General features: G+C 64.0%; 21 protein-coding genes. 8 read left to right on the top strand and 13 right to left on the bottom strand.

Annotated features, from left to right (window positions below):
* Positions 1 to 2774 (bottom strand): hypothetical protein (locus tag GDA49_01680; protein ID MBC6439132.1); only part of this gene is annotated, 2774 nt, incomplete at its 3' end.
* A gap of 156 nt (positions 2775 to 2930) precedes the next feature.
* On the opposite strand from GDA49_01680, the gene GDA49_01675 reads away from it, so the two are divergent.
* Together GDA49_01675 and GDA49_01670 are read left to right on the top strand one after the other, a co-directional pair.
* Positions 2931 to 4142 (top strand): CoA transferase, encoded by a 1212-nt coding sequence (locus GDA49_01675; GenBank protein ID MBC6439131.1) that lies wholly within the window; start codon positions 2931 to 2933, stop codon positions 4140 to 4142.
* 131 nt (positions 4143 to 4273) lie between these two features.
* On the top strand, positions 4274 to 4978 hold the full coding sequence (locus tag GDA49_01670) for a glutathione S-transferase family protein (protein ID MBC6439130.1): 705 nt from the start codon (positions 4274 to 4276) through the stop codon (positions 4976 to 4978).
* A gap of 3 nt (positions 4979 to 4981) precedes the next feature.
* Here GDA49_01670 and GDA49_01665 read toward each other — a convergent pair whose 3' ends face one another.
* The 3 genes from GDA49_01665 to xth all read right to left on the bottom strand — a co-directional run bounded on the left by GDA49_01665 (position 4982) and on the right by xth (position 8063).
* Positions 4982 to 6022: a sterol desaturase family protein gene (locus GDA49_01665; GenBank protein ID MBC6439129.1), complete on the bottom strand. Its 1041-nt coding sequence runs from the start codon at positions 6020 to 6022 to the stop codon at positions 4982 to 4984.
* 476 nt (positions 6023 to 6498) lie between these two features.
* Complete coding sequence (locus GDA49_01660) at positions 6499 to 7260, bottom strand: enoyl-CoA hydratase/isomerase family protein (protein MBC6439128.1); 762 nt, start codon at positions 7258 to 7260, stop codon at positions 6499 to 6501.
* Positions 7257 to 8063: an exodeoxyribonuclease III gene (gene xth, locus GDA49_01655; protein MBC6439127.1), complete on the bottom strand. Its 807-nt coding sequence runs from the start codon at positions 8061 to 8063 to the stop codon at positions 7257 to 7259. The genes GDA49_01660 and xth overlap by 4 nt, the downstream gene beginning before the upstream one ends.
* 133 nt (positions 8064 to 8196) lie before the next feature.
* Here xth and GDA49_01650 point away from each other — a divergent pair, with 133 nt between their 5' ends.
* From GDA49_01650 to GDA49_01640, 3 genes are read left to right on the top strand one after another with little or no spacing between them, the layout of a single operon-like run.
* A complete protein-coding gene (locus GDA49_01650; protein MBC6439126.1) occupies positions 8197 to 9216 on the top strand; it encodes a TRAP transporter substrate-binding protein in 1020 nt (339 codons plus the stop codon).
* Positions 9217 to 9273: 57 nt separating this feature from the next.
* Positions 9274 to 9762 carry a TRAP transporter small permease gene (locus GDA49_01645; GenBank protein MBC6439125.1) on the top strand — a complete coding sequence of 163 codons (489 nt, stop codon included), beginning with the start codon at positions 9274 to 9276 and terminating at the stop codon, positions 9760 to 9762.
* Positions 9759 to 11072 carry a TRAP transporter large permease gene (locus tag GDA49_01640; GenBank protein ID MBC6439124.1) on the top strand — a complete coding sequence of 438 codons (1314 nt, stop codon included), beginning with the start codon at positions 9759 to 9761 and terminating at the stop codon, positions 11070 to 11072. The genes GDA49_01645 and GDA49_01640 overlap by 4 nt, the downstream gene beginning before the upstream one ends.
* A 64-nt stretch (positions 11073 to 11136) precedes the next feature.
* Here the strand turns inward: GDA49_01640 and GDA49_01635 are convergent, their stop codons facing one another.
* The 5 genes from GDA49_01635 to GDA49_01615 all read right to left on the bottom strand — a co-directional run bounded on the left by GDA49_01635 (position 11137) and on the right by GDA49_01615 (position 13816).
* A complete protein-coding gene (locus tag GDA49_01635; protein ID MBC6439123.1) occupies positions 11137 to 11553 on the bottom strand; it encodes a hypothetical protein in 417 nt (138 codons plus the stop codon).
* Positions 11535 to 11786, bottom strand: a complete 252-nt coding sequence (locus tag GDA49_01630) for a nucleotidyltransferase family protein (GenBank protein ID MBC6439122.1) — start codon at positions 11784 to 11786, stop codon at positions 11535 to 11537. Before GDA49_01630 ends, GDA49_01635 begins: the two co-directional genes overlap by 19 nt.
* Before the next feature lie 6 nt (positions 11787 to 11792).
* Positions 11793 to 11924, bottom strand: a complete 132-nt coding sequence (locus GDA49_01625; GenBank protein MBC6439121.1) for a nucleotidyltransferase family protein — start codon at positions 11922 to 11924, stop codon at positions 11793 to 11795.
* 89 nt (positions 11925 to 12013) lie between these two features.
* Positions 12014 to 13525 carry a YifB family Mg chelatase-like AAA ATPase gene (locus GDA49_01620; GenBank protein ID MBC6439120.1) on the bottom strand — a complete coding sequence of 504 codons (1512 nt, stop codon included), beginning with the start codon at positions 13523 to 13525 and terminating at the stop codon, positions 12014 to 12016.
* Positions 13526 to 13534: 9 nt separating this feature from the next.
* On the bottom strand, positions 13535 to 13816 hold the full coding sequence (locus GDA49_01615) for a hypothetical protein (GenBank protein MBC6439119.1): 282 nt from the start codon (positions 13814 to 13816) through the stop codon (positions 13535 to 13537).
* 228 nt (positions 13817 to 14044) lie between these two features.
* Here GDA49_01615 and GDA49_01610 point away from each other — a divergent pair, with 228 nt between their 5' ends.
* On the top strand, positions 14045 to 15013 hold the full coding sequence (locus GDA49_01610) for an isopenicillin N synthase family oxygenase (protein MBC6439118.1): 969 nt from the start codon (positions 14045 to 14047) through the stop codon (positions 15011 to 15013).
* Between the two features lie 161 nt (positions 15014 to 15174).
* On the opposite strand, the gene GDA49_01605 is transcribed toward GDA49_01610, so the two are convergent.
* Positions 15175 to 16281 carry a mandelate racemase/muconate lactonizing enzyme family protein gene (locus GDA49_01605; GenBank protein ID MBC6439117.1) on the bottom strand — a complete coding sequence of 369 codons (1107 nt, stop codon included), beginning with the start codon at positions 16279 to 16281 and terminating at the stop codon, positions 15175 to 15177.
* The gene (locus GDA49_01600) at positions 16278 to 17906 is read right to left on the bottom strand and encodes a GMC family oxidoreductase N-terminal domain-containing protein (protein MBC6439116.1); all 1629 of its coding nucleotides are present in this window, start codon (positions 17904 to 17906) and stop codon (positions 16278 to 16280) included. The genes GDA49_01605 and GDA49_01600 overlap by 4 nt, the downstream gene beginning before the upstream one ends.
* A 627-nt stretch (positions 17907 to 18533) precedes the next feature.
* On the opposite strand from GDA49_01600, the gene GDA49_01595 reads away from it, so the two are divergent.
* Complete coding sequence (locus GDA49_01595) at positions 18534 to 19964, top strand: amidase (protein ID MBC6439115.1); 1431 nt, start codon at positions 18534 to 18536, stop codon at positions 19962 to 19964.
* A gap of 418 nt (positions 19965 to 20382) precedes the next feature.
* Here the strand turns inward: GDA49_01595 and GDA49_01590 are convergent, their stop codons facing one another.
* A complete protein-coding gene (locus tag GDA49_01590; GenBank protein ID MBC6439114.1) occupies positions 20383 to 21609 on the bottom strand; it encodes an aromatic ring-hydroxylating dioxygenase subunit alpha in 1227 nt (408 codons plus the stop codon).
* Between the two features lie 442 nt (positions 21610 to 22051).
* Here GDA49_01590 and GDA49_01585 point away from each other — a divergent pair, with 442 nt between their 5' ends.
* Positions 22052 to 22366 (top strand): gamma-glutamylcyclotransferase, encoded by a 315-nt coding sequence (locus GDA49_01585; GenBank protein MBC6439113.1) that lies wholly within the window; start codon positions 22052 to 22054, stop codon positions 22364 to 22366.
* Between the two features lie 80 nt (positions 22367 to 22446).
* On the opposite strand, the gene GDA49_01580 is transcribed toward GDA49_01585, so the two are convergent.
* Positions 22447 to 23784: a sel1 repeat family protein gene (locus tag GDA49_01580; protein MBC6439112.1), complete on the bottom strand. Its 1338-nt coding sequence runs from the start codon at positions 23782 to 23784 to the stop codon at positions 22447 to 22449.
* Positions 23785 to 23929 lie beyond the last annotated feature (145 nt).

Genomic DNA, 23929 nt, shown 5'->3' with positions numbered 1-23929 from the left:
CACGCGGCAACCGTTTGGCCATCGTTAAGAATGATGCTGTCCAAGACGAACTCGCCCGGCAGTATGCGTTCGGCACGTATACGTTCATCTATATATTCATCGGTCGACAGCACCCGGGGGCTTGCCGACCACGTCGCCCCGCCATCCAGTGAGATAACGAATGAACCTTCGTGGCCCCAAACAGCGATCATGTTATCTTCGAGGAACCGAACGTGCTCCACCCATTCGGAATCGCGGAATTTATCGTCTTCCCGAAAGTTCTCGGTGACAGGCCACGTCATTCCACCGTCATCCGAGAGGGCCAGCGAACCAGCGTCGTCCCACGCGGCAACCGTTTGGCCATCGTTAAGAATGATGCTGTCCAAGACGAACTCGCCCGGCAGTATGCGTTCGGCACGTATACGTTCATCTATATATTCATCGGTCGACAGCACCCGGGGGCTTGCCGACCACGTCGCCCCGCCATCCAGTGAGATAACGAATGAACCTTCATCGCCCCGAACAGCGATCATTTTATCTTCTTCGAGGAACTGAACGTCCCGCACCCATTCGGAATCGCGGAATTTATCGTCTTCCCGAAAGTTCACGGTGACGCGCCACGTCATTCCACCGTCATCCGAGAGGGCCAGCGAACCAGCGTCGTCCCATGCGGCAACCGTTTGGTCATCGTTGAGAATGGTGCTGTCCCTGATGCTGCCCCAGACGAAATCGTCCGGCAGCGTAGATGCGGCACGTATACGTTCATCTGTACGTTCATCGATCGACGGCACCCGGGGGCTTGCCGACCACGTTTCCCCACCATCCCGTGAGATAACGAATGAACCTTCGTCGCCCGTTACAACGATCACCCGACCATCGTCTGATGTAAAAACGTAATTCAATTCCTCATTCTCATTGAAATGTTCGGCTTGCCGAAAGTTGACTGGTTTGGGTTTGGATGTGTGAAGCGCGACCTGCTCAGGGTCAAATCGGAGGGCTGATCCATGGCTGCCGAAGGCGAGAAGACCTCCTGGCGCTTCCACCAGTTTCTCCAGATTCTCTTTTTTCAGAGCGTCGTTCGCTGAAAAACCCATCTCTGATCGCAGATCGATCACGCTTCGGGGATCGAGAGATGACATGAGCCGGGATGTCGACGGTTCATAGATGTAGAGCTTATCGTGGATGCTAGCGAGGCGCAGTTTAGCGGCAGAGTCGGAAAAGGGAGTTGGCTGGACCTTGTCGAAATAGTAGGGAACTTGCGGTTTCGCATTCCTGAACGACACCATAGCGAGTGTGCCGTGGTTTCCCATCAGAACTGCAGAATCTGCGTCGTGATGAATGTCCAGTGCCGTGAACCACTCGTCCGATAACTTCATGGGCGAGAGTTCCTCTGCGGAGAGCGTGATAGGATCGTCGGATACTTTCGGTTTTGTCCTTTCTTCCTCCGAGGACGGTGTTTCGTTCATTTCCCGTAGATTGAATCGGGCCAGATTGGCTTCGCCTGATGCGTGCAAGGCCCCAACCAGTACGGTTACTTTCGAGTCTTTGGTGCCTCGGGTCTCAACATCTGCCACTGCGACCATCAGACGCGGTTTCACGTCCTCCGAGGACGAAGCTCCTTCGAGCCTCAGCAAGAGGGCGTCGAGTCGCTCGGCCTTGTCTTCTTCGAGAACGCAGACGGTGAGCGTACCTTTGTTACCCAGAATGGCGGCAACGCCGAAGGCGATGGGCTTAAGGTCGACAATCCGTTCGTCTTTGCCGAAGCCGCAGACTTTCGAGAGATCGAGGGAATCCGGTGTTGTCTCGAAGCCGTCCATGCTGACCGCCAGCTCAGGCGTGTCCCGCAGCCATGCGACGACAAGATCTGTCTCCGGATCGAGAACCTCGACGCCAGCGACATGAGAGGTGCCGAGTGGCTGGACATGAAACCAACCGTTTGCGTTGTCGATAACCCACTGGACCTCGTCGGGGACCTTCTTGATACGGTTGAGCCTGCGCTGGTGTTCGTCGCTCAGATCGAGGATCGGGGCGAGGAACAGGACGAAGTAGAAGCCGCCCAGCAGCACCGAGAGGCCCAATATCAGGAACACCATTGAGAGAGATCGCTGACGGCGCGCGCGCACACGCAGGTCACGGGCCACGACCTCGGCCCGATCGCGCGAGTCCTCCGGCATCGTGTCGTGCCCGTCGATCACGGCGGAATCGGCATCGAAACGCCGGGCTACAAGCCGGGTCCAGCTCGTATAGGGAGGCAAGAGTACGATCAGGATCAGCAAAACGATGCCGATCCAGAGTTCCTTGCGGCTGAGCCACTGCTTCAGCGTCTCGATGCTGCGCAGGCCTTCCGAGAGTGTGCCTTCATCAGTCGACCCGTTCCCGGCGTCGCCCGAAACCAGCTTATAGACAACATAGCCAATCAGCGGCATCGCGGTCAGGAGAAGCCAAACAATCACACGCTTCAGCCCGAAATGCTGCCGCGAGAACCACCCGCGGGCGAAGGAAAGCAAGAGTACGATCAGGATCAGGAAACCGATGCCGAGCCAGAGTTCCGTCTGGCTGAGCCACTGCTTCAACGTCTCGATGCTGCGCAGAACTTCCGAGGGTGTACCTTCATCAGTCGACCCGTTCCCGGCGTCGTCCGAAACCAGCGCATAGCCAATCAGCAACAGCGCGAGAATCAAAAAAGTCACACGCTTCAACCCGATACGCTGCCGCGAGAACCAACTCTGCTCTGAACCTGACTCGTGAGGCTTGTCTTCTGACGCCATATCCTTCCCCAAGGCAACGGCTTCCATGCCGAATTGTGAAACAGCCTACAACTGTCCAACGCACCATGAAACAGACCAAGCCGTCACGATGCCATATGCACTCGGCCACCCGGGCAACCCTTGCATCAGATGCCGCACGATACCACTCTTTCCGCGCCGCCTTGACGATTTCCGGGAGTTCCCATGCCAGGACCGCTTCACGGTGTCCGCGTCATCGATCTCACCAGCATGGTGTCGGGGCCGGCGACAACGATGGTGCTTGCCGACCAGGGTGCCGATGTCATCAAGGTCGAGAACCCGGCCGCGGGCGGCGACCACACGCGGGTCGTCTCCAGGAGCGAAGGCAAGCTCGCCACCTCGTTCCTCAACAACAACCGCAACAAGCGCTCTGTCACGATCGATCTGAAGAAACCCGGCGGACTCGCAGCCCTGCTGCGTCTGATCGAGGATGCGGACGTGCTGGTACAGAACTTCCGGCCCGGCGTGGCCAAACGCATCGGCGTCGGCGAAGCAGCCGTGCGCGAGCGCTCGCCGCGGATCATCTACACCGCGATCACGGGCTTCGGCTTCACCGGCCCCTATGCCGCCAAGCCCGTCTATGACCCGCTGATCCAGGCGCTCTCGGGTCTGACGACCATTCAGGCGGGCTCCGACGAAGAGCGCCCGCGCCTGGTCCGCACGATCCTGCCCGACAAGCTGACTGGCATGGTCGCTTCCCAGGCGATCACCGCAGCGCTCTTCAACCGCGAGCGCACCGGTGAGGGCCAAGCGATCGCGCTCTCCATGCTCGACAGCGTGGTGGCCTTCCTCTGGGGTTCAGACATGGAAAGCCAGACTTTGGTCGACCGCCACGTCCCGCAGCAGCGCGCGCAGAGCTTCATTGACCTGATCTACGAGACCGCTGACGGCTATATCTCGGTCGCCGTGCAGCAGGACAAGGAATGGCTGGCGCTGACCCGTGCACTCGACAAGCCCGAGTGGCTGGAGGACCCGCGCTTCAAGACGGCGACTGACCGCCACCGCAACATCAACGACCGGCTGGAACTGACTCAGGAGGCCTTGCGCACCCGCACCGCCACCGAATGGCTGGAGATCCTGGAGGCCGAGGGCGTTCCCTGTGCGCCGGTGCTGACCCGCAGCGACATGATCTCGCATCCGCAGATCACGGCCAACGGCATCATTTTCGAACACCGCCACGAGGTCGCCGGCAATCTGCGCCAGGCTCGACCCGCCGCGCGCTTCTCGAAGACCGATTTCGAACTGCGCCAGCCCGGTGCGCTCCTGGGCGAACACACCGACGAGGTGCTGGCGGAGGCAGGTCTCACCGCCGACGAGATCGCCGGACTGCGCGATGCCGGCGTGTTCGGCGAGGCTGTGAAGCAAGCGGCGGGGTGAATCCCCTGACATGTCATTCCGGGCAACCATAGAAAAACCCGGGACATCAAGAGGGCGGCACATATCTGTCGAGGTCCAGGCTCGCGCTTCGCCTGGCCGGGATGACACGTTGGGAGGCGGAAGGAAAAGCCATGATCGACTTCTACTACTGGCCCACACCGAACGGCTGGAAGGTGGCGATCCTGCTCGAGGAGCTGGGTGAGCCCTACAACCTGATTCCGGTCAACATCTCCAGGGGCGATCAATTCAAGGCGGACTTCATGCGCATCAGCCCGAACCACCGCATGCCGGCCATTCTCGACCACGACGTTGCGGGCGCCCCCGTGCCGGTCTTCGAGTCCGGCGCGATCATGTTCTATCTCGCGCGCAAGACCGGCCGCTTCATGGCGGCCGATCCGCTGCTCGAGAAAGAGACCCTGGAGTGGCTCTTCTGGCAGACCGGCAATCAGGGCCCGATGGCGGGCCAGCTCTCGCACTTCGTGAACTATGCGCCGGGTGAGCATCCTTACGCGCTGGGGCGCTACCGCAACGAGTACGACCGTTGTCTCGGGGTTCTGGAACGGCGCCTGGAGGGCCGCGACTGGATCGTGGGTTCGGACTATTCAGTGGCCGACATGCAGTGCTGGCCATGGGTTCTGATCGCCAAGCCGCTCACCGCCAGCCTTGATGACTTCCCGAATGTCAGGGCCTGGCGCCAGCGGGTGAAGGAGCGGCCCGCCGTGCAGCGCGCGGTCGACCTGCTCAAGCGTGCCGACCGCGGCGAGGTGACCGAGGAAGAGCGCAGGATGCTCTTCCAGCAAACCGCCCGCACCGCCATCGAACAGGCGGGCGGCTGAGCCTCAGTCGCTGCCCGAAGCCGGAGCCGCCGCCTTCGGCATGCCGGCTTTCATGCGCAGGTTCTGCTTCATGATCCGGGTTGTGGCCTCGGCGGTGCCGTCGTGGAAGCTGCCGAACCACTTGTCGAGCGGCACCAGCATCTGACCGTAGTTGCAGTTGTAGTAGCGGTGGTGAAGCTGATGGAACAGCGTCCCAGTATCGACCATCTTCCTGCCCTTCACGTTGAGGTCCTGGAACCCGGTGTGCCCGACGCTGGCGCCGGTCGTGAGGTAGAAGCTGTGGAACAGCATGTGGAGGGGGTGCGAGGCGATCGCCACGTGCAGCAGCAGCGAGCTCAGATAGAAGACGTGCTCGACCGGGTGCATGGAGAGACCCGACCACGGACCGATGTTGACGTTGCTATGGTGCAGGTCGTGGAAGCGATAGAGCGGCCTCCAGTGCAACAGACGGTGCACGACATAGAAGTGCGCGGTCTCGAACACGATGATGAAGAAGAAGAAGCCGAGGAACCAGACCGGGCTGTCGTCGAAACCGAGCCAGCCGACGTAACCGTTGGCCCAGCACCACCAGATCAAAACCTCATAGGCCGTCACAAGCGTGACCCCGCTCACGATGCTCCAGAACATGTTGTCCCAGACCTGATCACCGAACAGGAACTTCTTGCTCTTCACGTCGAGCGGCTTGGGATCGAACTTGTGCGTGTCGCCCTGGCCCCGGAAGGTGTGGAACCACAGGTGCAGCCCGCCGGTGACGACAGAGAACAGGATGGCATTGCGTAACCAGATCTCGGCGATCCAGCCAGCCTCGAAGGTCGTCATGCGCTCCAGCGAGGGCGTGAAGTACCAGGCGATCGCAGCCAAGCCGAAGTAGAGCCAGCTGACCGAGAGAAGGAATCCCCGGCCGCAGAACCAGCGCAGAAACGCGATCGGCTTCAGCGGCCACGTGAACAGCGGCGGCAGCTCGATCGGCAATTCAGGATGCCAGAGCCACGGTTTGCGCGGATCGTTGGGGGTAAAGGTCTGCTCGCCCGTCGTATCGGCCATCGCCGTTCTCCCTCGGACAAATCTGACTGCGGACGTTGGTCTTCCCTGAGGCCGCAAGCAACACTTTTTTGCACCCTCTGTGAAGTCGGTTTGGGCGTGACAAGCAGGGTGCGTCCGACCACGGCTTCCCGGCACGTCCGGGGAGAGGGATGCGCAGACCTGGGGCGGCAACGCCGAGCCCAGTCGAAGCTGGATGAGGGGGACCTGTCGGAGCCATATGTTGCACCATCAACCCTCACCTCGACCCTCTTCCGGTCTCGGGAGAGGGGGGCCGAAACTGAGATTTCGCCCAATATCCTAATTATGATGGATCACTCATGGGTGCGGCGGGGCGGACGTCGCCGTCAACCGGCCCGCGCCGTCCTTGACGAAGATCGACCCGCTGTCGCGCCGCCAGACCGCCTCGTGCGGCTGTCACTCTGCGGGCATGACGGCGGTCGAGACGTCAAAATCACTGGTTGTCATGGCGCTGCCCTTCACTGGCCCCGGAACACGGGAGCCCGTTTCTCGCGTGCCGCGGCCAAGCCTTCCTTCGCATCCTCCGTGCCGAAGCCTGCCACGGTCTCCCGTTTGAGCCAGGCCGAATCGAGACTGCCGCGGCAGATGCCGTTGAGCGCTTTCTTCGTGATCCGAAGCGACAGGGGCGACAGTTCTGCGATGCGTGCCGCGAATCCCGCGACCGTCTCATCCAGGCTATCGCGCGGGACGAGATCGTCGAGGTATCCGGTCTCGCGCAGGGCAGCGGAATCGAGCTGCTCTGCGGCGAGAAAGAGCCGGCGCGCCACCTGGGGACCCAGCTTCTCGACATAGCGTCGCAGGCCTGTCTCGTGAAACACCAATCCCAGCTTCGCGGGCGGCATGACAAGCCGCATGCCCTCGACCCCAATGCGGAAATCGCAGGCCAGCGCCAGATCGGTCGCGCCGCCGTAGACGCTGCCGTTGAGCGTGCATACCGTCACCGGGCCGAGCGTCTCGATCCGGTCGGCCAAGCGCTCCAACGGATTGTCGTTCCAGTCCCGGGTCAGGACATCGCCCAGGTCGACACCCGCCGAGAAGCTCTTCTCGCCCGAACCGGTCAGCACGATGACACGCAGGTCGCTGTCGGCGTCCAGCCCATCGAGATCGGTGATCAGGCCATCGACCTCATCCATCTTCAGCATGTTGTGCTTGTCTGGCCGTTCGAGGCGAACGGTCGCGACCGCACCGTCGCGCGTGACGCGCCAGCCTTGCTCGCTCATACCGGCAGGTCCAGGGTCACACTGACTGGGCAATGGTCGCTCGCCCGCTCCCAGCCGCGCACGTGGCGATGAATCTCCGCCGACTTCAGCTTCTTCTGAAGCGCGGGCGTGACCCAGATATGATCCAGCCGGCGGCCCCTGTCGGCGGCGGCCCAGTCCTTGGCGCGATAGCTCCACCAGGAATAGAGCTTCTCGGGCTCCGGCTTGAAATGGCGGACGGCATCGATCCAGTCGTGCGCCCGGCGAAGCCGTTCCATCGCCTCGACCTCGACGGGCGTGTGGCTCACGACCTTGAGGAGTTGCTTGTGGTTCCAGACGTCGTTCTCGAGCGGTGCGATGTTGAGGTCACCGACGATGATCCGTTTGGCGCGCGGCGTGGCCATGTCGGCGCACCAACCGGTCATCTCGTCGAGGAACTGGAGCTTGTGGGCGAATTTGTCGTTGATCTCGGGATCGGGCTCATCGCCGCCGGCGGGCACATAGAAGTTATGGAGTTCGACGCTGCCTTTGAAGACGGTCCAGACGTGGCGGCCGTCCTCGCGACCGCACCAGTTCGTCACGCCCGACTTCATGAAGGGCACGCGGCTGATCGTCGCGACACCGTTGTAGCCCTTGAATCCGGCGACTGCGATATGCTCCCAGCCCGCCTCACGCAGCGGCTCGAAGGGAAAGACATTCTCGGTCGCCTTGATCTCCTGCAGGCACAGGATGTCGGGCTGATGATCCTTGAGATACGCGACCACCGCCTCGATGCGCAGGCGCACGGAGTTGATGTTCCAGGTTGCAAGCGTGATGTCCGGCATGGCGGCGAAGCTAGCGGAGCGTCCCGGGTGCGTCCATGAGCGACCGCACATGCCGCATGCGGAAGGTTGCACCGCCTGTGGAAGGCCCTAAAGTCCGCCGCTGCAGTCCCCAACACCGATGGGAATTCCTGCCATGCAGACTCGTCTGATCGCCACGTTCGCGGTTGTCGTTTCGCTGATCGGCACCCCGGTCCTTGCCGAGGCGCCCGAAGTCACCCTGCGTCTCCACCATTTCCTGCCGCCGCAGTCCAACACCCAGGTCACGTTCCTGGAACCCTGGGTGCAGCGCGTCGAGGAGGAGTCGGGGGGCCGGATCAGGATCGAGATCTACCCGTCGATGACGCTGGGCGGCAAACCCCAGCAGCTCTTCGATCAGGCCCGCACAGGCGTGGCCGACATCGTCTGGACCCTGCCGGGCTACACCCCGGGCCGCTTCCCGCTGGTCGAGGTCTTCGAACTGCCGTTCGTCACCGGCAGCGCCGAGGCAACGAGCCAGGCGGTGATGGATTTCTATGACGATCACCTCACCGAGGAGTTCGCCGAGGTTCATCCGCTGGTGCTGCACGTCCATGCCCCCGGTGTGATCCACACCCGCGAGACCCCGATCGCCGCGATCGAGGACATGGTGAATGTGCCGCTGCGCGCCCCGACCCGTCAGATCAACGCGGCACTCGCTGCGCTCGGCGCCGAGCCCGTCGGCATGCCGGTGCCGCAGGTGCCGGAGGCCGTCTCCAAGGGTATCGTCGAAGGGGCGCTTGTGCCCTACGAGGTCACCCTGGCGCTGCGCCTGCCCGAGCTCACCCGTCATCACATCGAAAGCGGGCTCTACACGGCCGTCTTCCTGCTTGCGATGAACAAGGGCGTTTACGACCGCCTGCCCGATGACCTGCGCACCGTGATCGACAACAACGCCGGTCTCGCGACAGCGGCCTGGGCCGGTGGCACCTGGGACGCCAACGAAGCCGAGGCGCGCCAGATCGTCGCTGACGGAGGCGGCGAGATCGTCGTGCTCTCCGACGAGGAAGAACAGCGCTGGCGCGAGGCGACCCAGCCCGTGATCGATGCCTGGATCGCCGAGATGGACGCCGCCGGCCACGACGGCAAAGCGCTCTACGATGACGCCGTCCGCCTGGTCGAGCATTACAGCGAGTAACCAGGTGCCATGCCGGACGTGCCTCCTCCCCGCGGCGTGGGGAGCGAAGGGGTCGGAATGACTGCGCTCCGGACGTGGGCGGAACGCGCCGCAGCGATCTGGGCCTTCCTGGGTGGGGTGGTGCTGGTCGCGCTGGCGCTGATGACGGTCGCCAGCATTCTCGGCCGCAATCTGGGTCTGGGCGCGATCCCGGGCGACTTCGAACTCGTCGGCCTTGGCGCGGCGAACGCCTTCTTCGCGGGCCTGCCTTGGTGCCATGCCCGACGCGGACACATCGTCGTCAGCCTGACCAGCCGCTGGCTGCCACGGCGCGTGACACGGGCAATGGATGCTGTCAACAGCGTCCTGCTGGCCGCCACCGCCGCATTGCTCGCCTGGCGCCTGGCCATCGGCGGCCTTGAGCTCAAGGGCTACAACGAAAGCACGATGATCCTGGGCGTTCCGGTATGGTGGGCCTTCCCGCCCATCGTGATTTCGCTCGGCTTTTTGATTCTGGTCGGCCTGACCCATGCGCTCGACGATCCACCCGAGACGGACGCACCGTGACCGGGACCGTCCTCGGGCTGGCCATGATCGGCGGGTTGCTTGCCCTTCTGGCGCTGCGCATACCGGTCGGGCTCGCCATGCTCGTGGCCGGCGGTGCGGGCTACGTCGCCCAGCGCGGTGTCGATCCCCTGCTCTATCACCTGCAAACAACGCCGTTCTTTCAGGCCTCGACTCACAGCTATGCGGTGATCCCGCTGTTCCTGCTGATGGGTCAGTTCGCCACGCAGTCGGGCATCAACCGCGCGCTGTTCGACGCCGCCCGTGCCTATCTCGGCCATCGCCGCGGCGGTCTGGCGCTGGCCTCAATCGCGGGCTCGGCAGGCTTCGGCGCGATCTGCGGGTCCTCGCTCGCGACAGCGGCCACCATGGCCCAGGCGGCCCTGCCCGAGATGCGGCAGGCGGGCTATGCGGGCTCGCTTGCCACCGCAACGCTCGCGGCCGGTGGCACACTCGGCATCCTGATTCCGCCGAGCTTCGTACTGGTGATCTACGCGCTGCTGACAGAGCAGCTGATCGGCACAATGTTTCTTGCGGCTCTGGTTCCCGGCGCGTTGGCAGTGCTGGGTTTCACGCTCGCGATCCGCTGGACCGTGCAGCGCGATCCCGGCCTCGCACCTCTCGAAGAGCAAGCCGACAGGTCAGCCCGGCAGGCAAGTCTCGGCAGCATCTGGATCGTGCCCGTCGTCTTCCTTGTGGTGATCGGTGGCATTTATCGCGGCTGGTTCACGCCGACCGAGGGTGCAGCCGTGGGTGCAGCCGCAACTGCGGTCCTGGCCGTCGCGCGCGGCATGCGCTGGGAGGGGCTGAAGGCCGCTCTTCTGGGAACGATCGAGACCGCAGCCATGGTCTTCCTGATCCTGCTGGGTGCCGATCTTTTCAGCGCGGGTCTGGCCTTCACCCGTTTGCCGCAGGAGCTTGTTGCGGTGTTCGCCGAAAGCGGTCTTCCCGCCTTCGCCACGATCGGGCTGATGCTGCTGTTCTATCTCGCGGCGGGCTGCGTGATGGACAGCCTTTCGGTCATCCTTCTGACGGTGCCCGTCTTCTTCCCCATCGTGATGGCCCTTGATCTCGGCATGGGCCCGACCGAGGCGGCGGTCTGGTTCGGCATCCTGGCACTTGTCGTGGTTGAACTCGGCCTGATCACGCCGCCCGTCGGCATGAACGTCTTCGTCATCCACGGGCTGGCCCGCGACATTCCACTGGGCGAAACCTTTCGTGGCCTTCTGCCATTCCTCGCCATCGAGCTGATCCGGGTCGCACTGCTCTTTGCCATCCCCGGGCTCGTGCTCTGGCTCCCGGCCCTGCTCTAAGTTATTGAAGTAGAATGGAATCACGTTGTGGTCCCGTATGACGACGATCCGCTCTAGCCAGCTACTACGCGGCCGGGGCCATGCACCACAGAAAGCGGGCCTTTGTGCAGCCTCTGTTCTCGACCCGATAACGCCAGTTCAGCGCGAAGTAGAAGCTGTCTCCGGAGCCGTCCTCGCCGCTTTCGGCGCGTCCATGACGATCGACCCAGTGGAAGGTGAAGCCGCCCCCAAGCACACCCCAAGCACATGACCAGGCCTCGTAAGCGCGCCCGAACCTCATGCTGACGTCGGGGTCCTCATTGCCCTTGATGGACAACCACCAGATCGTGGACTGCCCCGGTTCCAGTTCCCAGATGCCCAGAGCGAGGTCCGACCCGTGCTCGCTGCGCGAGATCGTGCACTTGATGGCGAAGTCGCCGGAGAAGGCCGAATAGCGATCCCAGGGGACATCGACATCGCGGATCAGAACAGGACGGTCCATCGCGTACGCCCCATCATAGGTTCGGCGATCGTCAGCCACGGCCAACGTTCGCGGTAACTTGCACATTTTTCGTGGAACCGGTCCGGCTTCGGGTTGTCGGAGTTCAGGCGCAACACGCCGGTAAAGAGTTCGTCGAAACCGAACGGCGCACGGATATCAAGGCCGCCGGCACCATCGGGCCGGATGCCGAGATCGGAGAACAACACATCGGCGCGCCGGATCACCGCCTCCACGGCTTCTCAAGAGGTGCCGGGATCCCAGTAGAAAATGTCGTAGTCGTTGATGCTGGTGCTGGACGGCTGATCCGACAACGCATTCCAGACCGGAGCGAAGAGGCCGCCCGCCACGAGCCGGCAGTCCGCAACGTCCAAGTCTGGCAGACATCCTGGCACGGCTGCGTGGGGCCCATTGGCGAGCACCAGATCGAGAAATCGTTCCTAGTCGGGGCACCGGGAACCGTTTACTGCTGCAACACCATCCTTCGGTAGCCCAAAGCCTCGGCGATGTGGGCGCGACCGACGTGTTCACTGCCGCCCAGATCGGCGATTGTCCGCGCCACACGCTGGACCCGATGCCAGCCGCGCGCCGAGAGTTTCAGGCGTTCGGCGGCCTGCTGCAGCAAGGCCTGGCCATCGGCATCGGGCCTGGCGACATCGTCGAGAAGCTGGCCTTCGGCCCGCGCGTTCACGCGGACGTCAGCGTGGTCGGCGAAACGTTCGGCCTGCAGCGCCCGGGCTGCGGCCACTCTCCGTGCAACCTCGGCCGAACCTTCCGACGGCGGTGGCAGGACAAGATTGGCGGCGGCGACCTCGGGCACCTCAACGTGAAGATCGATGCGATCGAACATCGGACCCGAGACCCGCGCCTGATAGTCGGCCGCGCAGCGGGGCGCCCGCGAGCAGGCGCGACCGGGATCGCTGAGCCAGCCGCACTTGCATGGGTTCATCGCTGCAACCAGCTGGAAACGCGCAGGATAGGTGACGTGGTGGTTGGCCCGAGCCACCAGGGTCTCACCTGATTCCGCGGGCTGGCGCAGGGCGTCGAGCACCTGGCGCTGAAACTCCGGCAGTTCGTCCAGGAAGAGCACGCCGTTGTGCGCAAGCGAAACTTCGCCCGGTTTGGCGCGCATACCCCCGCCGGTCAGCGCGGCCATGCTGGCGCTGTGGTGCGGGTCGCGGAACGGCCGGCGCCGGCTGATTCGGCCCGTCTTCAGATTGCCGGCCACCGAGGCGACAAGACTGACCTCGAGCGCCTCCTCAGGTGTGAGCGGCGGCAGGATCCCCGGCATCCGTTTGGCCAGCATCGACTTTCCTGCACCGGGTGGCCCGATCATCAGCAGGTTGTGGCCTCCTGCCGCGGCGATCTCGAGTGCGCGCTTGGCCGCTTCCTGTCCCTTGATGTCGGCGAGATCGGGCGCATCGGGACCTTCATCAGCGATCTCGGCCTCGGGCGGCGACAGCACCTGTGTGCCTTTCCAATGGTTGATCAGGCCGACGAGATGGTCGGGGGCGACGACCGGGACGCCCCCCGCCCAGGCCGCCTCAGCCCCATTGGCGGCAGGACAGACCAGCCCGCGTCCGAGCCGCCCGGCAGCCAGGGCGGTGGGCAGGACCCCGGCGACTTGGCTGATCCGCCCGTCGAGCGCAAGTTCGCCCAGGACGACATTGTCCTCGGCGGCGTCGGCCGGAACGGCGCCGAGCGCCACCATCAGGGCGACAGCGATCGGAAGGTCGAAATGGCCGCCCTCCTTGAGGAGATCCGCGGGCGCGAGATTGACCGTGATCCGACGCGGCGGAAACGACAGCCCGATTGCGGTCAGTGCCGAACGCACGCGCTCCCGGCTCTCTCCCACGGCCTTGTCGGGCAGGCCCACAATATTGAAATGGGACGGCCCCGGAACCAGCGAGACCTGGACCTCGACCGGCACGGCTTCAACGCCCGAGAGCGCGACGGTGGTGACCTGCGCAACCATGGATCAAGGCTAGATCGGATCGCCGACAAGGGAAACTGGACAGCACCCGGGCACGCGTTTGCGCGGCGGACGTTCAGGGCCTGCGGTCATGTGACGGGCTGATACCGACCAGCGTGGCCGGATTCCCGACCACGATGCCGGCGTTTTCATGGCGATGACGCCGAGAAAGAGACCGATACCGGCGGCGGTTGCCATCTTCAGCGCCTTCGGAATGGAGTTGATGATCCACGCGCGCACGGGCAGCACCGAGATGATCACGTACGGCACGCCCGAGACGAACAATGTGCCCAAGGCGACTTCGCAGAGATGGCCCATGCCGATCACGATGCCATTTAGGTGAAAAAGGCGCTGCGCCCCTCGCCCGGCGCGGAGATGTTGATAACTCCCGCGCGTGGTTCGTCTTGACCTTGCCGGTCAAGATCACGATATTGGGGTTGAGCCAGCTGGCACGTGGCGTTCTCCCAGGGCCTCTGCTACCGCCGCATTCACGGCGGAGCAAACCGAAAGGAGGCAATGCTTATGCTCCCCATCATCGATATCTCACCGCTCAATTCGGACGATCTCGCCGTACGCCAGGACGTGGCGCGCCAGATCGGCCAAAACTGCGAGACCATGGGCTTTCTGTACGTGACCGGCCACGGCGTGTCCGACGACGTGATCGCAGACGCCCGTTCGGCGACCAAACGGTTCTTTGCCATGCCCGACGAGACCAAGCGCCGCTTCGTTCGCCCCGAAGGCGTGTTGCGCGGCTACATCCCCACCATGCCGTTCAGTCAGAACACCCCGGAGGCCCCGCCGACGACCTACGAAGGCTTCAACATGGGCGTCGAGCTGCCCCCTGGCGATCCCGCGATCGAGGAGAGCCACGGCCTCTGTACCCCCAACATCTGGCCCGACGAACCCGAGGACTTCCGCGGCGCCATCCAAGCCTACTGGCAGGGTGTCGACCGGGTTTCCAACCTGCTTCTCAAGGCCTTCGCGCTGGCGCTTGGGCAGGACGAGGACCGCTTCACGCGTATGTTCACGAAGCAGCTCACCAACATCTCGCTGCTGCACTACCACTCGCGCCCCGAGCTTCAGGACGCGCCGCCCGACGCCAGCGTCGCGCATCGCGACACCAACGCCATCACCGTGCTGCTGCCGAGCCCCGTGGGTGGCCTGCAGGTGGAGGGCACCGACGGCGTCTACCGCGAGGTTGTGCCGGAGCCCGGCTGCTTCGTCGTCAACATCGGCAACATGATGGAAAGCTGGTCGGGCGGCCGCATGCGCTCGACCATGCACCGCGTGCATCCGCCGCGCCATCTGGAGCGTTACTCGATTGGCTACTTCGCCGTGCCCGACTACGATACCGTGGTCGAGCCGCTGCCGGGTCTGCCGGTCACGGGTGCGCCCGAGGACATGGCTCCGCGCCACGCCGGTCAGGATCTCGAAGGGTTCATCTCCAACTTCGACCGCCAGGTCCGCGAGCTGAACACCGAGGCGGCCTGAACAACAACGCAATCCGTCATCGCCCCACTTGATGGGGTGATCCATCCCGTTATCTCACCGCTTGCGAAGACGGCACGGAATGGATTGCCGGGCCATGACGGAACACTGTTGAGGGGCTCAAGAACCCCGCAGGATATGATCCCGATGAAATTGATTCTGCTCTAGGACTCGAAGTCGCTCACCTGATAGGCCGCCTTCTCCAGCCAGCTCTGCTTGATCGCAACGCCCCAGCCCGGTGCGTCCGGCACCGTCACCTTGCCGTTGGCGACGGCGTAGGGTTCGCCTTCGAAGAGATCGTTCTGCCAGGGGTAGTAGTCGAGCTCCTCAATCGAGAACTCGAGGTACTTCCCGGCGTTCGGCAGCGCGGGCAGCAGGTGCATGGTGCACATGGTGACGAGCGAGAGGTTGGCACAATGGGGCGTGACAGGCAGGCCTGCGGCCTCGGCCATTCCCGCGACCCGCAGCGTCCGGTTGATGCCGCCGAGATACATGATGTCCGGCTGGATGATGTCGACCGCGCGCATAGCGATCATGTGGCGCCAAGTCGCAAGATCGCAGTCCTGCTCGCCGCCGGTGACGTCGATCGGCAGGGCGTCGGTGACCTCCTTGGTCTGCTCCAGCTCCCAATACGGACAGGGCTCCTCGAAGTGGCTGATACCCTCATCGACCAGCAGCTTGCCGACCTCAATGGCGCGCCCCGGCGAGAAGCCGGAGTTGCCGTCAACCAGCTTGGCGATCCCGTCGCCCAGCGCGCGTGACACGGTGGGCACGATCTCCTCGGTGCGGCCGGGCCAGTGGTCGACATCGCGGCCGCATTCGGTCGCGACCCGCCACTTGAAGGCATCAAAGCCCTTCTCGTCGCGCAGGGCGCAGAGCCGGTCGGCCTCCTCTTGGGGCGTAATATCGCGCTTCATCGAACTCGCGTAGGCGCGCAGCGGGCCCGGTTTCCCGCCGAGCAGTTCGACCACGGGCTTGCCCTCCATCCTGCCGCGCATGTCCCACAGCGCGGTATCTAGCCCCGCCATGGCGCGGCGCAAGTAGGAGCCAGGAAACTTGTGCTCACGCTCGGTGATGACGTCGAGCGTGTCGTCGAAGTCGAGCGCGTCGGTGCCAAGCGCATGGGGCGCGACTTGGCGATGGAAGACCTGCGCCGTGATATCGGCGTTGTAGGTCGAGACCTGGCCCCAGCCCTGCTCGCCCGAGTCCGTCGTGACCCGGACAAACGCGACCATCGGGTCGGCAAAGGTCTCAAGCTTGGCGATCTTCATGGTTTGGTCCTTCCGGTCTCTTCGAGAATGAAATCGGCCGCGCGGTGGGCGGTCATCATGGTGGGGCCGTTGGTGTTGCCGGAGACGACGTTGGGGAAGACCGAGGCGTCGACCACGCGCAGGTTTTTCATGCCGTGCACACGCAGCCGGCTGTCGACGACGGCCTCGGCGGGATCGGGTCCCATGCGACAGGTGCAGCTGGGGTGGTAGACCGTGCCCGAGCGCGCGCGGATGTCATCGACCAGCTCCTCATCGGTCCACACGCCGGGCCCCGGCTCAAGCTCCTCCGTGATCACCGCGGCGAGCGACGGCTGACCGGCCAGATGGCGCAGGAACTTCACCGCTTCCAGCATCTCCTCAATGTCGTGGTTCGTGCCGTAAGCGTTGGGATGGATCGCGGGTGCATCGTCGGGATCGGATGACCGGAGCTCCAGGTGGCCGCGGCTTGTGGGACGACAGGCCGAAAGCCCCAGGCCAATAGCCCGAAAGGGATCGGGATTGAGCACGGGACGCTTACCGTCGTGCTTGCCTGTCATCATGCTCATGGCCTGGTAGTAGAGCTGCATGTTGGGCCGTTCGCGGGCCGCATTGGTGCGAAAGAAGCCGCCGCCGTGGTTGATGCTGAGCGAGAGCGGGCCCCTCCCGGCGAGCAGGTACTGCATGCCGGCGGCGATCTTCGCGGGCCACGTGCAAAGCTTTTCGTTGAGCGTCGGATGGGTGACGCCGAAGGTGTAGTTGAGCCCGACGTGGTCCTGCAGGTGTCGGCCGACATTGCCGTTGTCGTGTACCACGTCGATGCCATGGGCCTGCAGCGCGGCCCCGGATCCGACGCCCGAGAGCATCAGGAGCTGCGGCGTGTTGATCGCACCTGCCGCCACGATGACCTCGCGCCGCGCCCGCACCGTCACCTCGCGGTTGTGCCGGCGGTAGACCAGGCCCGTGGCGCGCTTGCCCTCGAAGGTGAGACGCAGGACGTGAGCCTCGGTCTCGACCCTGAGATTGGAGCGTTTCATCGCGGGCCGCAGGAACGCCCGGGCCGCGGACATGCGGCGGCTGTTCCTGGTCGTGATCTGATAGTGGCCGACACCTTCCTGGCTAGAGCCGTTGAAGTCGGGATTGAACGGAAGGCCCGCCTCTTCCCCTGCCGCGATGAAGGATTGGCAGTACCCCTCGACCCTGGCCGAAACATCGCTGACATGGAGCGGACCCTCTGTACCGCGCCAGGCATCGCCGCCGGCCTCGTTGCATTCGATAGCCTTGAAGTGGGGCAACACCTCGTCCCAGCCCCAGCCTGAGTTGCCGGCCGCCTTCCAGTCGTCGTAGTCGGCGCGGTGGCCACGGATGTAGACCATGGCGTTGATCGCGCTCGACCCGCCCAGGACCTTGCCGCGCGGCCAGTAGTCGCGCCGACCGCCGAAGCCGGGGTCCGGTTCGGTCGTATAGGCCCAGTTGACCTCGGAATTGTAGAAGCTCTTGCCATAGCCCAGCGGCACCTGAATCCAGAACCGCCGGTCGCTCGGGCCTGCCTCCAGCACCAGCACGGATTGCCGCCCGTCCGCCGTCAGCCGGTCGGCAAGGACGCAGCCGGCGGAACCGGCGCCCACGATGACGGTGTCGAACTCCATGCCGTGCCCCGGCTAATCGGTGCCCACGTTCCTGCGACGACCGGGCAAAATCAATCCGGCAACCGATCAATGTTCTCCGTCATGACCGGCTTTACCGGGGCGATGACAGGACCTGTGATGAAGCAACGAGCAGGCACGCGTTTCCGCTGCCGGATCGGTATCCTGCACCGGACTTGGGGCGTGGTCGCATCTTCGGCCACCCGACAGGCCACGAATCCTGGCAGGATTCCATGGCGAATTGGAGACGCCCCGTCAGCTCTGGCAGATCCGGATATCGAACGGGAGCCAGCCGTTGTCGACCAGGTTTCGTGCGCGCTCGGGTGCCGGGCTTGATCAGCACGCTCGTCTTGAGTTCGCGCACGATGAGCGGCGGCTTTCCTTCGGGCGAGCGGTCGTCGAAGTAGCGCAGATCGGGGCTCCTCGGGGCTCCTCGGGAAGGCAAGGTCAACCGGTTCGGCATTCTCCGGGTCGAAGCCGCTGGATACGCAGGGTTGGGCCATGGCTGCCTCTTGTTGCGAAGGCAGACGCGACCACATGTCCGTCAGAAGAATAAGTTTTGACAGCGCTGAACCGTTGGCCTCTCGACTGCACGAGTCCATGATCGCGCAGACACCAAGGGAAGACAGGATGACCGAGTGGTGGCGCAAGACTGCAACCGGGATTGCAGCATCAATCGCGGCCGGGGAGACGACAGCCGAGGAGGTGATGGCGAGCCATCTGGCGCGCGCCGACGCGGTCAACCCAAAGCTCAACGCCATCACCGTGCGCCATGACGACGAGGCCATGGCGGAGGCAAGGGCGGCAGACGCTCGGCAGCAAGCCGGCGAGGCGCTGGGACCGCTGCACGGCGTGCCGGTGACGATCAAGGAGAATGTCGACCAGAAGGGACATGCCACGACCAACGGCGTGGAAGCCTTCGTGAAGGTTGTGGCCGACGACGACTCCCCGGTCGTCGCGAACCTGCGCAAGGCGGGCGCCATCCCCATGGGGCGTACCAACACACCTGAGTTCTCGCTGCGTTACTTCACCGACAACACGCTGCGGGGGCAGACCCTGAACCCCTGGAACAAGGATGTCACGCCGGGTGGATCGTCCGGTGGTGCATCGTCGGCCTGCGCAGCCGGGATGGGCCCGATCGCCCATGGCAACGATCTCGGCGGCTCGATTCGCTATCCGGCCTATGCCTGCGGCCTCGTTGGCATCCGCCCCACCCTCGGCCGCGTACCGGCCTACAACCCGACTCAGACCGAGGAACGGCCGCCCACACTGCAGCTCATGAGCGTGCAGGGCCCCCACACCCGCAATGTCGCGGACTGCCGGCTGGCGCTCGCCGCGATGGCCCAGCGCGACCCGCGCGATCCCTGGTGGGTGCCCGCCCCGCTGGAGGGATCCGCCATGCATACGACGCCGCGAGCGGCAATCTGCACCGATCCCGGCGGTATCGGCGTCGACCCCAAGGTCGCCGATGCGGTCAGGACGGCAGGCGACGCGCTCTCGAACGCCGGCTACAAGGTCACCGAGATCAAGCTTCCTGCTCTCATGGAATCGGCGCGCCTTTGGATGGCGCTCCTGATGGCGGAGATCGACGAACTGATGGAGCCGGCGATCCGCGAATACGGCAGCGCCAAGATCAACGGCGTGCTCGATAACTATCAGGCCGCCCAGAATCAGTTCTTCGGCAACGACCGACCCGGCAGCAACCGCCAAGACTATATGCGGAATGTCGCCCGGAGGGCCGGCGACCTGCGCAACTGGTCGATGCTGATGGAAGAGCACGGCGTGATCGTGGGCCCGGTCTCAACCGAACCGCCCTTCGAGCAGAACGCCGACGAGAAGGGCGTCCAGCGTACCTGCGAGATCTTCATGGCCAATCGCCTGACCTACGCCGTCAACATGCTCGGCCTGCCGAGCTGCGCGGCGCCGACGGGCGCGTCCGACGGCGTGACCATGGGCGTCCAGATTATCGCCCCGCGCTACCGCGAGGATATGGCCTTCGACGCCGCCCAGGCAGTGGAAGACGCCTGCGGTGTGATGACGCCGATCGACCCGGCGTGGTGATCCAGCCCGCCACGTGGATAGGAGGGCGACGGTCCTGCCAGCGAGCATCGTCCTCAAGCTGTTGCGCGATACGAAAGCTCAGGCCGTCCCCGTTTTTCCGCGCCGTCAGCAGGACGCCGAGCGACACGCCGCTGCTGTGTTCCAGTGGCGGGATGGCCAGCGCCAGATGGCCCATCACATTGGCCATCGGGCTCGTGTCGAAGAACGGCAGTTCTTTCAGCCAATAGTCGAGACCGGAGGCGCAGGAGCACATGGGATCGGCGAAGACGGAGTCGGTTCGCGCGACGAGGTCTTCAAACGACACAAGCCCGTGACGGGTCATGGGTGAAACTTCCTGACGGAACCTCCTGACAGATGGTCTCGCGAACTCTCTCGCCAGGATGCTTCACCTGTCAATCAAAATCACAAGACCGGGCGATCAGGACGCCAGACGGCTGAGGTACCAGCGGGTCAGCGCCGAGGAACCGCCCTCCTGGGGCGCATAGGGTCCGGGCACGTAGCGGCTTGAGTTCACGCCCTTCTGGTTGTCGATGATGATCCTGGTATCCTCGATCGTCGTGACGTCCCACATCCATTTCAGGCGGTCGAGATCGTAGTCCTTGCCCTCCTCGGCATCGGCGCGCACGTGCCAAGTGATCACGACCTCGGAGAAGTCCGGCGTGACCGGCGTGAAGCGGAACATGCAGAGGTGGTCGGCACAGAGATAGGCGTGGCTGAGCGGGCCGAAAGTGAAAGCGGTCTCGCCACCGTCCCAGTGCTCAAGGTCGCCCATCAGGGGGGCGACGGGCTTGCCGTCTTCCGACAGGGTCACGTAACCCTCGCGGATCGGCTGGCGCCAGTAGCCGTGGGGCTGGTTGGCGCTCTCTCCAGAGTTGTAGTCGTTGCCCACCGGGTGGCCCAGCATGCGGGTCTTTTCCGCCCATGCCTCAATCGCCTCGGCGTAGCCGCCATGCTCGCGGTCCTCGACCTTCACGTAGGCGTTCACCATCGTGTACTCGGGGTGCGACGGTGCGCAGTGATAGCACTCCATGAAGTTGTCGACGACGAGCTTCCAGTTGGCGTCCGTCGGATAGACCTCGCGGTGCACGATCTTGGTGTCCTCAAGCCGGTGCAGACTCGTGAACTGATCGAGATCGGCCGCGATCTCCGCGAAGTCGGCGACGTCGGGATCGCCCTCCCTGGCGAGGCAGATGAAGATCAGGCCGTTGGAGACACGTGCCTGGCAGGCATGCAGCGGGTACTTCGACTTGTCGAAATTCTCCGGCATGGCACGCGCGGCGATCAGCTTGCCCTGTAGGTCGAAGACCCAGGCGTGGTAGGGGCAGGTCAGCGTCTTCACATTGCCGCTGGGCTCGAGGCAGATGTGGCTGCCGCGGTGACGGCAGACATTGAAGAAGGCGCGGATCTCGTTGTCGCGACTGCGGACGAGGATGATCGACTCGTCGCTGATGTTGTAGAGCAGGTAGTCGCCGGGATTGGGGATCTCGGTGACATGGGCGACATACAGCCACTGCTTGGAGACGATCTTCGTCATGTCGCGCCTGAAGATCTCATGATCCTTGTAGAACGGCTGCTCCAGGGTGAATCCGGGCTTCTGCCGGGCAATCAACTCCTCCACAGACACACTGGTTCCATTGGCCTGCATCGCAGCCTCCCTTCGCGTCAAAACCATTGGGAATAAAGGGATTATGGCCGATTCGTCCGCCGGGCGGAACCAAGATTCATTGATGCCTATGATCAAACGGGGTTGGAACGGAGCCCGGTCCCCGATCATGCTGACGCAACGACCGGGGACTGCGACCATGCGCGACCGGGATCACCGTTTTCATGGGCGAGGACGAAGTCGCCAAGACGCTGGAAGGCTTCGATGCCACGGACGCCGCGATCGGCTTCGAGGAACACATCTTCTGGCTTCCGCTGCGCATTCTTGATGCGGTGCGCGACCGCTTCGGTCTCAACGCCACAGAGCCCGCAGGCCATATCCTGGAGGATCTGCGCCGCATCAAGTCACCGGTCGAGATCGCCGAGGACGAACTGCTGAACTTCGCCTATGGCTCGAACCTGACCATCGGTTACATGCACGCGCAGTGCCCGTCGGCAACGACGGTGATGAAGGCAGTCCTGCCCAACTTCGCGATTCAGTTTCGCTGCTACTCGACCAATCTGAAGGGGGCATCAGCTGCATCGTCGAAACGCACGGCGGCCTCGGGCGGGGTGCGATCTGTCGGATCCGCCGCGACGAGATCGAAGCGCTTGATGCTCTGGAAAACGTCGCCGAGGATCTCTATCGGCGCGATTCGTTCCGTGTGCTGGGGGATGACGGTGCCTGGCATATCGCCGACCTCTACCGCGTCGCCCGGCCGGCGGCCCCTTCCCGCCATCCGACGCCTGTCTCGACCTGATGATCGGCGGCACCACCGAGCACGGTCTGCCCGACGATTATGTCGCGATGCTGAGGGGCCTGCGCGCGTAGCGACCGGACCTATTCAGCCGGTTCGACCGCGACGGGTTCCTCGTAGCCCTCCATGCCCGGAACCAGTCGGCCTTCGGGCGGCCAGGGCGGCAGACCGGGAACAAGTTCGCCCGCACGTGCCGCGGCAGCGATCTGCTGGGCCTCGTCGAGATTGCGACTGATGTCGTCCACCAGGGCACGGGCCGGGATGTAGTCGAGCCCGGGCCCGGTGTTCTCGACCGCAACCATAGCCCAAGCAAGACCCTCGACAGGATCGGCCTCGACACCGTCACCATTGGCGTAGCGAGCAGCAATGTCGAGCTGAGCCTGCAGCATGCCCCATTGGGCGGTCTGCAGGATCTGGTCGGCCGAAGTCACGCCGGGCGGACGCATGTAGTTGACGCCGGGCTGTGCGCCCGCGAGCAGATAGAGCGCATCGGGCGAGCCGATCTCGGAGGCCCGCACCAGGAGCGGCACCTTGAAATTGCTGAGGAAGAACGAACCCCAGCCCTCGGTGTGCATCGCGGCGAGCGCCCAGACCGCCGCGGGGTGGCGATAGCGTCCGGCGATAAGGTACCAGTCGGTCGCGGTTTCGATGTCGGGCACGCCGACCCGGCCGAAGCGATACATGTCGCCCATCAGAAAAGCGGCCTGCGGAACCGATTGTTCGGCCAGCGGCAGAAGCAGATCATGGGCGTCCCGGTAGTCGCCGCTGCGAATCAGCTCGCGCGCCGCCGTGACGCCAGCAGGTTCCACATCCGGCGCAATGCCGGGCCAACTGGCGTCGGCGTAACCGTCGTCGACGGCAAAGGTGATGCTCCAGTTGTCGGGCGGGGTGCCTTCGACGATCACGGCAATGCCGTCGCGCACGCGGATCAGGCGCTGCTCGGAGCCGGGCCAACCGAGCCACGCCTCGTAAAGCAGTCCGTATAGCCACTCCGCCATGGGACTCATCGGCTCCAGCCCGGTCTGCACGGGCGGAGGCGGGGCTGGCGAGTCAGGCACGGTGAAGAGTTGCTCGGCGAGCCCTGCGGCAAGTTCCACCCTCGCCGAGACGTCTTCCCACGGCGGTGTCATGATCACCTGGATCTGCGTCGGCCCAGCGTCTCCGGGGATCATGACGATGCTGAACTCTTCGTCGTTGGGCGGCATGCCGACGAGGACATTGCTCACGTAGGGATCGGCAACGACATCGAAGTCGTCCGGCCCAAGAAGGCCGGACGCGGCCGCCGTCTCGACCACACCGTCGTTCGAGATCGGCAACGATGTCATTGTTTGCGCGTCCGCCGAAACAGGCGACGCGCCCCGGATCAGAAGCGCGACGGCAAGAATGGCGAATGTCGGATGGGGAGCACTACCGGAATTCATGACTGTCTCCAGGTGGATCGCGGCATTCTATCAGGCAAGGCCTTCCAAGATGGCCGTTTTACGAAGCCGGGGGCGGACTCTTGTTGACAGTCGGCCAACTCGGATGCAACCACTTTGGCGCAACCGGACAAGAAACCGAAAAACG

The sequence above is a fragment of the Rhodospirillales bacterium genome (genome assembly GCA_014323865.1).
Taxonomy (GTDB): Bacteria; Pseudomonadota; Alphaproteobacteria; order SP197; family SP197; genus SP197.
This window is presented reverse-complemented; position numbering and strand designations above follow the sequence as displayed.

What these genes read in the sequence shown, in the direction of transcription:
- GDA49_01675 (MBC6439131.1), top strand. Translation starts at nt 2,931, where the DNA reads ATGCCAGGACCGCTTCACGGTGTCCGCGTCATCGATCTCACCAGCATG.
- GDA49_01670 (MBC6439130.1), top strand. Translation starts at nt 4,274, where the DNA reads ATGATCGACTTCTACTACTGGCCCACACCGAACGGCTGGAAGGTGGCG.
- GDA49_01665 (MBC6439129.1), bottom strand. Translation starts at nt 6,022, where the DNA reads ATGGCCGATACGACGGGCGAGCAGACCTTTACCCCCAACGATCCGCGC.
- GDA49_01660 (MBC6439128.1), bottom strand. Translation starts at nt 7,260, where the DNA reads ATGAGCGAGCAAGGCTGGCGCGTCACGCGCGACGGTGCGGTCGCGACC.
- xth (MBC6439127.1), bottom strand. Translation starts at nt 8,063, where the DNA reads ATGCCGGACATCACGCTTGCAACCTGGAACATCAACTCCGTGCGCCTG.
- GDA49_01650 (MBC6439126.1), top strand. Translation starts at nt 8,197, where the DNA reads ATGCAGACTCGTCTGATCGCCACGTTCGCGGTTGTCGTTTCGCTGATC.
- GDA49_01645 (MBC6439125.1), top strand. Translation starts at nt 9,274, where the DNA reads ATGACTGCGCTCCGGACGTGGGCGGAACGCGCCGCAGCGATCTGGGCC.
- GDA49_01635 (MBC6439123.1), bottom strand. Translation starts at nt 11,553, where the DNA reads ATGGACCGTCCTGTTCTGATCCGCGATGTCGATGTCCCCTGGGATCGC.
- GDA49_01620 (MBC6439120.1), bottom strand. Translation starts at nt 13,525, where the DNA reads ATGGTTGCGCAGGTCACCACCGTCGCGCTCTCGGGCGTTGAAGCCGTG.
- GDA49_01610 (MBC6439118.1), top strand. Translation starts at nt 14,045, where the DNA reads ATGCTCCCCATCATCGATATCTCACCGCTCAATTCGGACGATCTCGCC.
- GDA49_01605 (MBC6439117.1), bottom strand. Translation starts at nt 16,281, where the DNA reads ATGAAGATCGCCAAGCTTGAGACCTTTGCCGACCCGATGGTCGCGTTT.
- GDA49_01600 (MBC6439116.1), bottom strand. Translation starts at nt 17,906, where the DNA reads ATGGAGTTCGACACCGTCATCGTGGGCGCCGGTTCCGCCGGCTGCGTC.
- GDA49_01595 (MBC6439115.1), top strand. Translation starts at nt 18,534, where the DNA reads ATGACCGAGTGGTGGCGCAAGACTGCAACCGGGATTGCAGCATCAATC.
- GDA49_01590 (MBC6439114.1), bottom strand. Translation starts at nt 21,609, where the DNA reads ATGCAGGCCAATGGAACCAGTGTGTCTGTGGAGGAGTTGATTGCCCGG.
- GDA49_01580 (MBC6439112.1), bottom strand. Translation starts at nt 23,784, where the DNA reads ATGAATTCCGGTAGTGCTCCCCATCCGACATTCGCCATTCTTGCCGTC.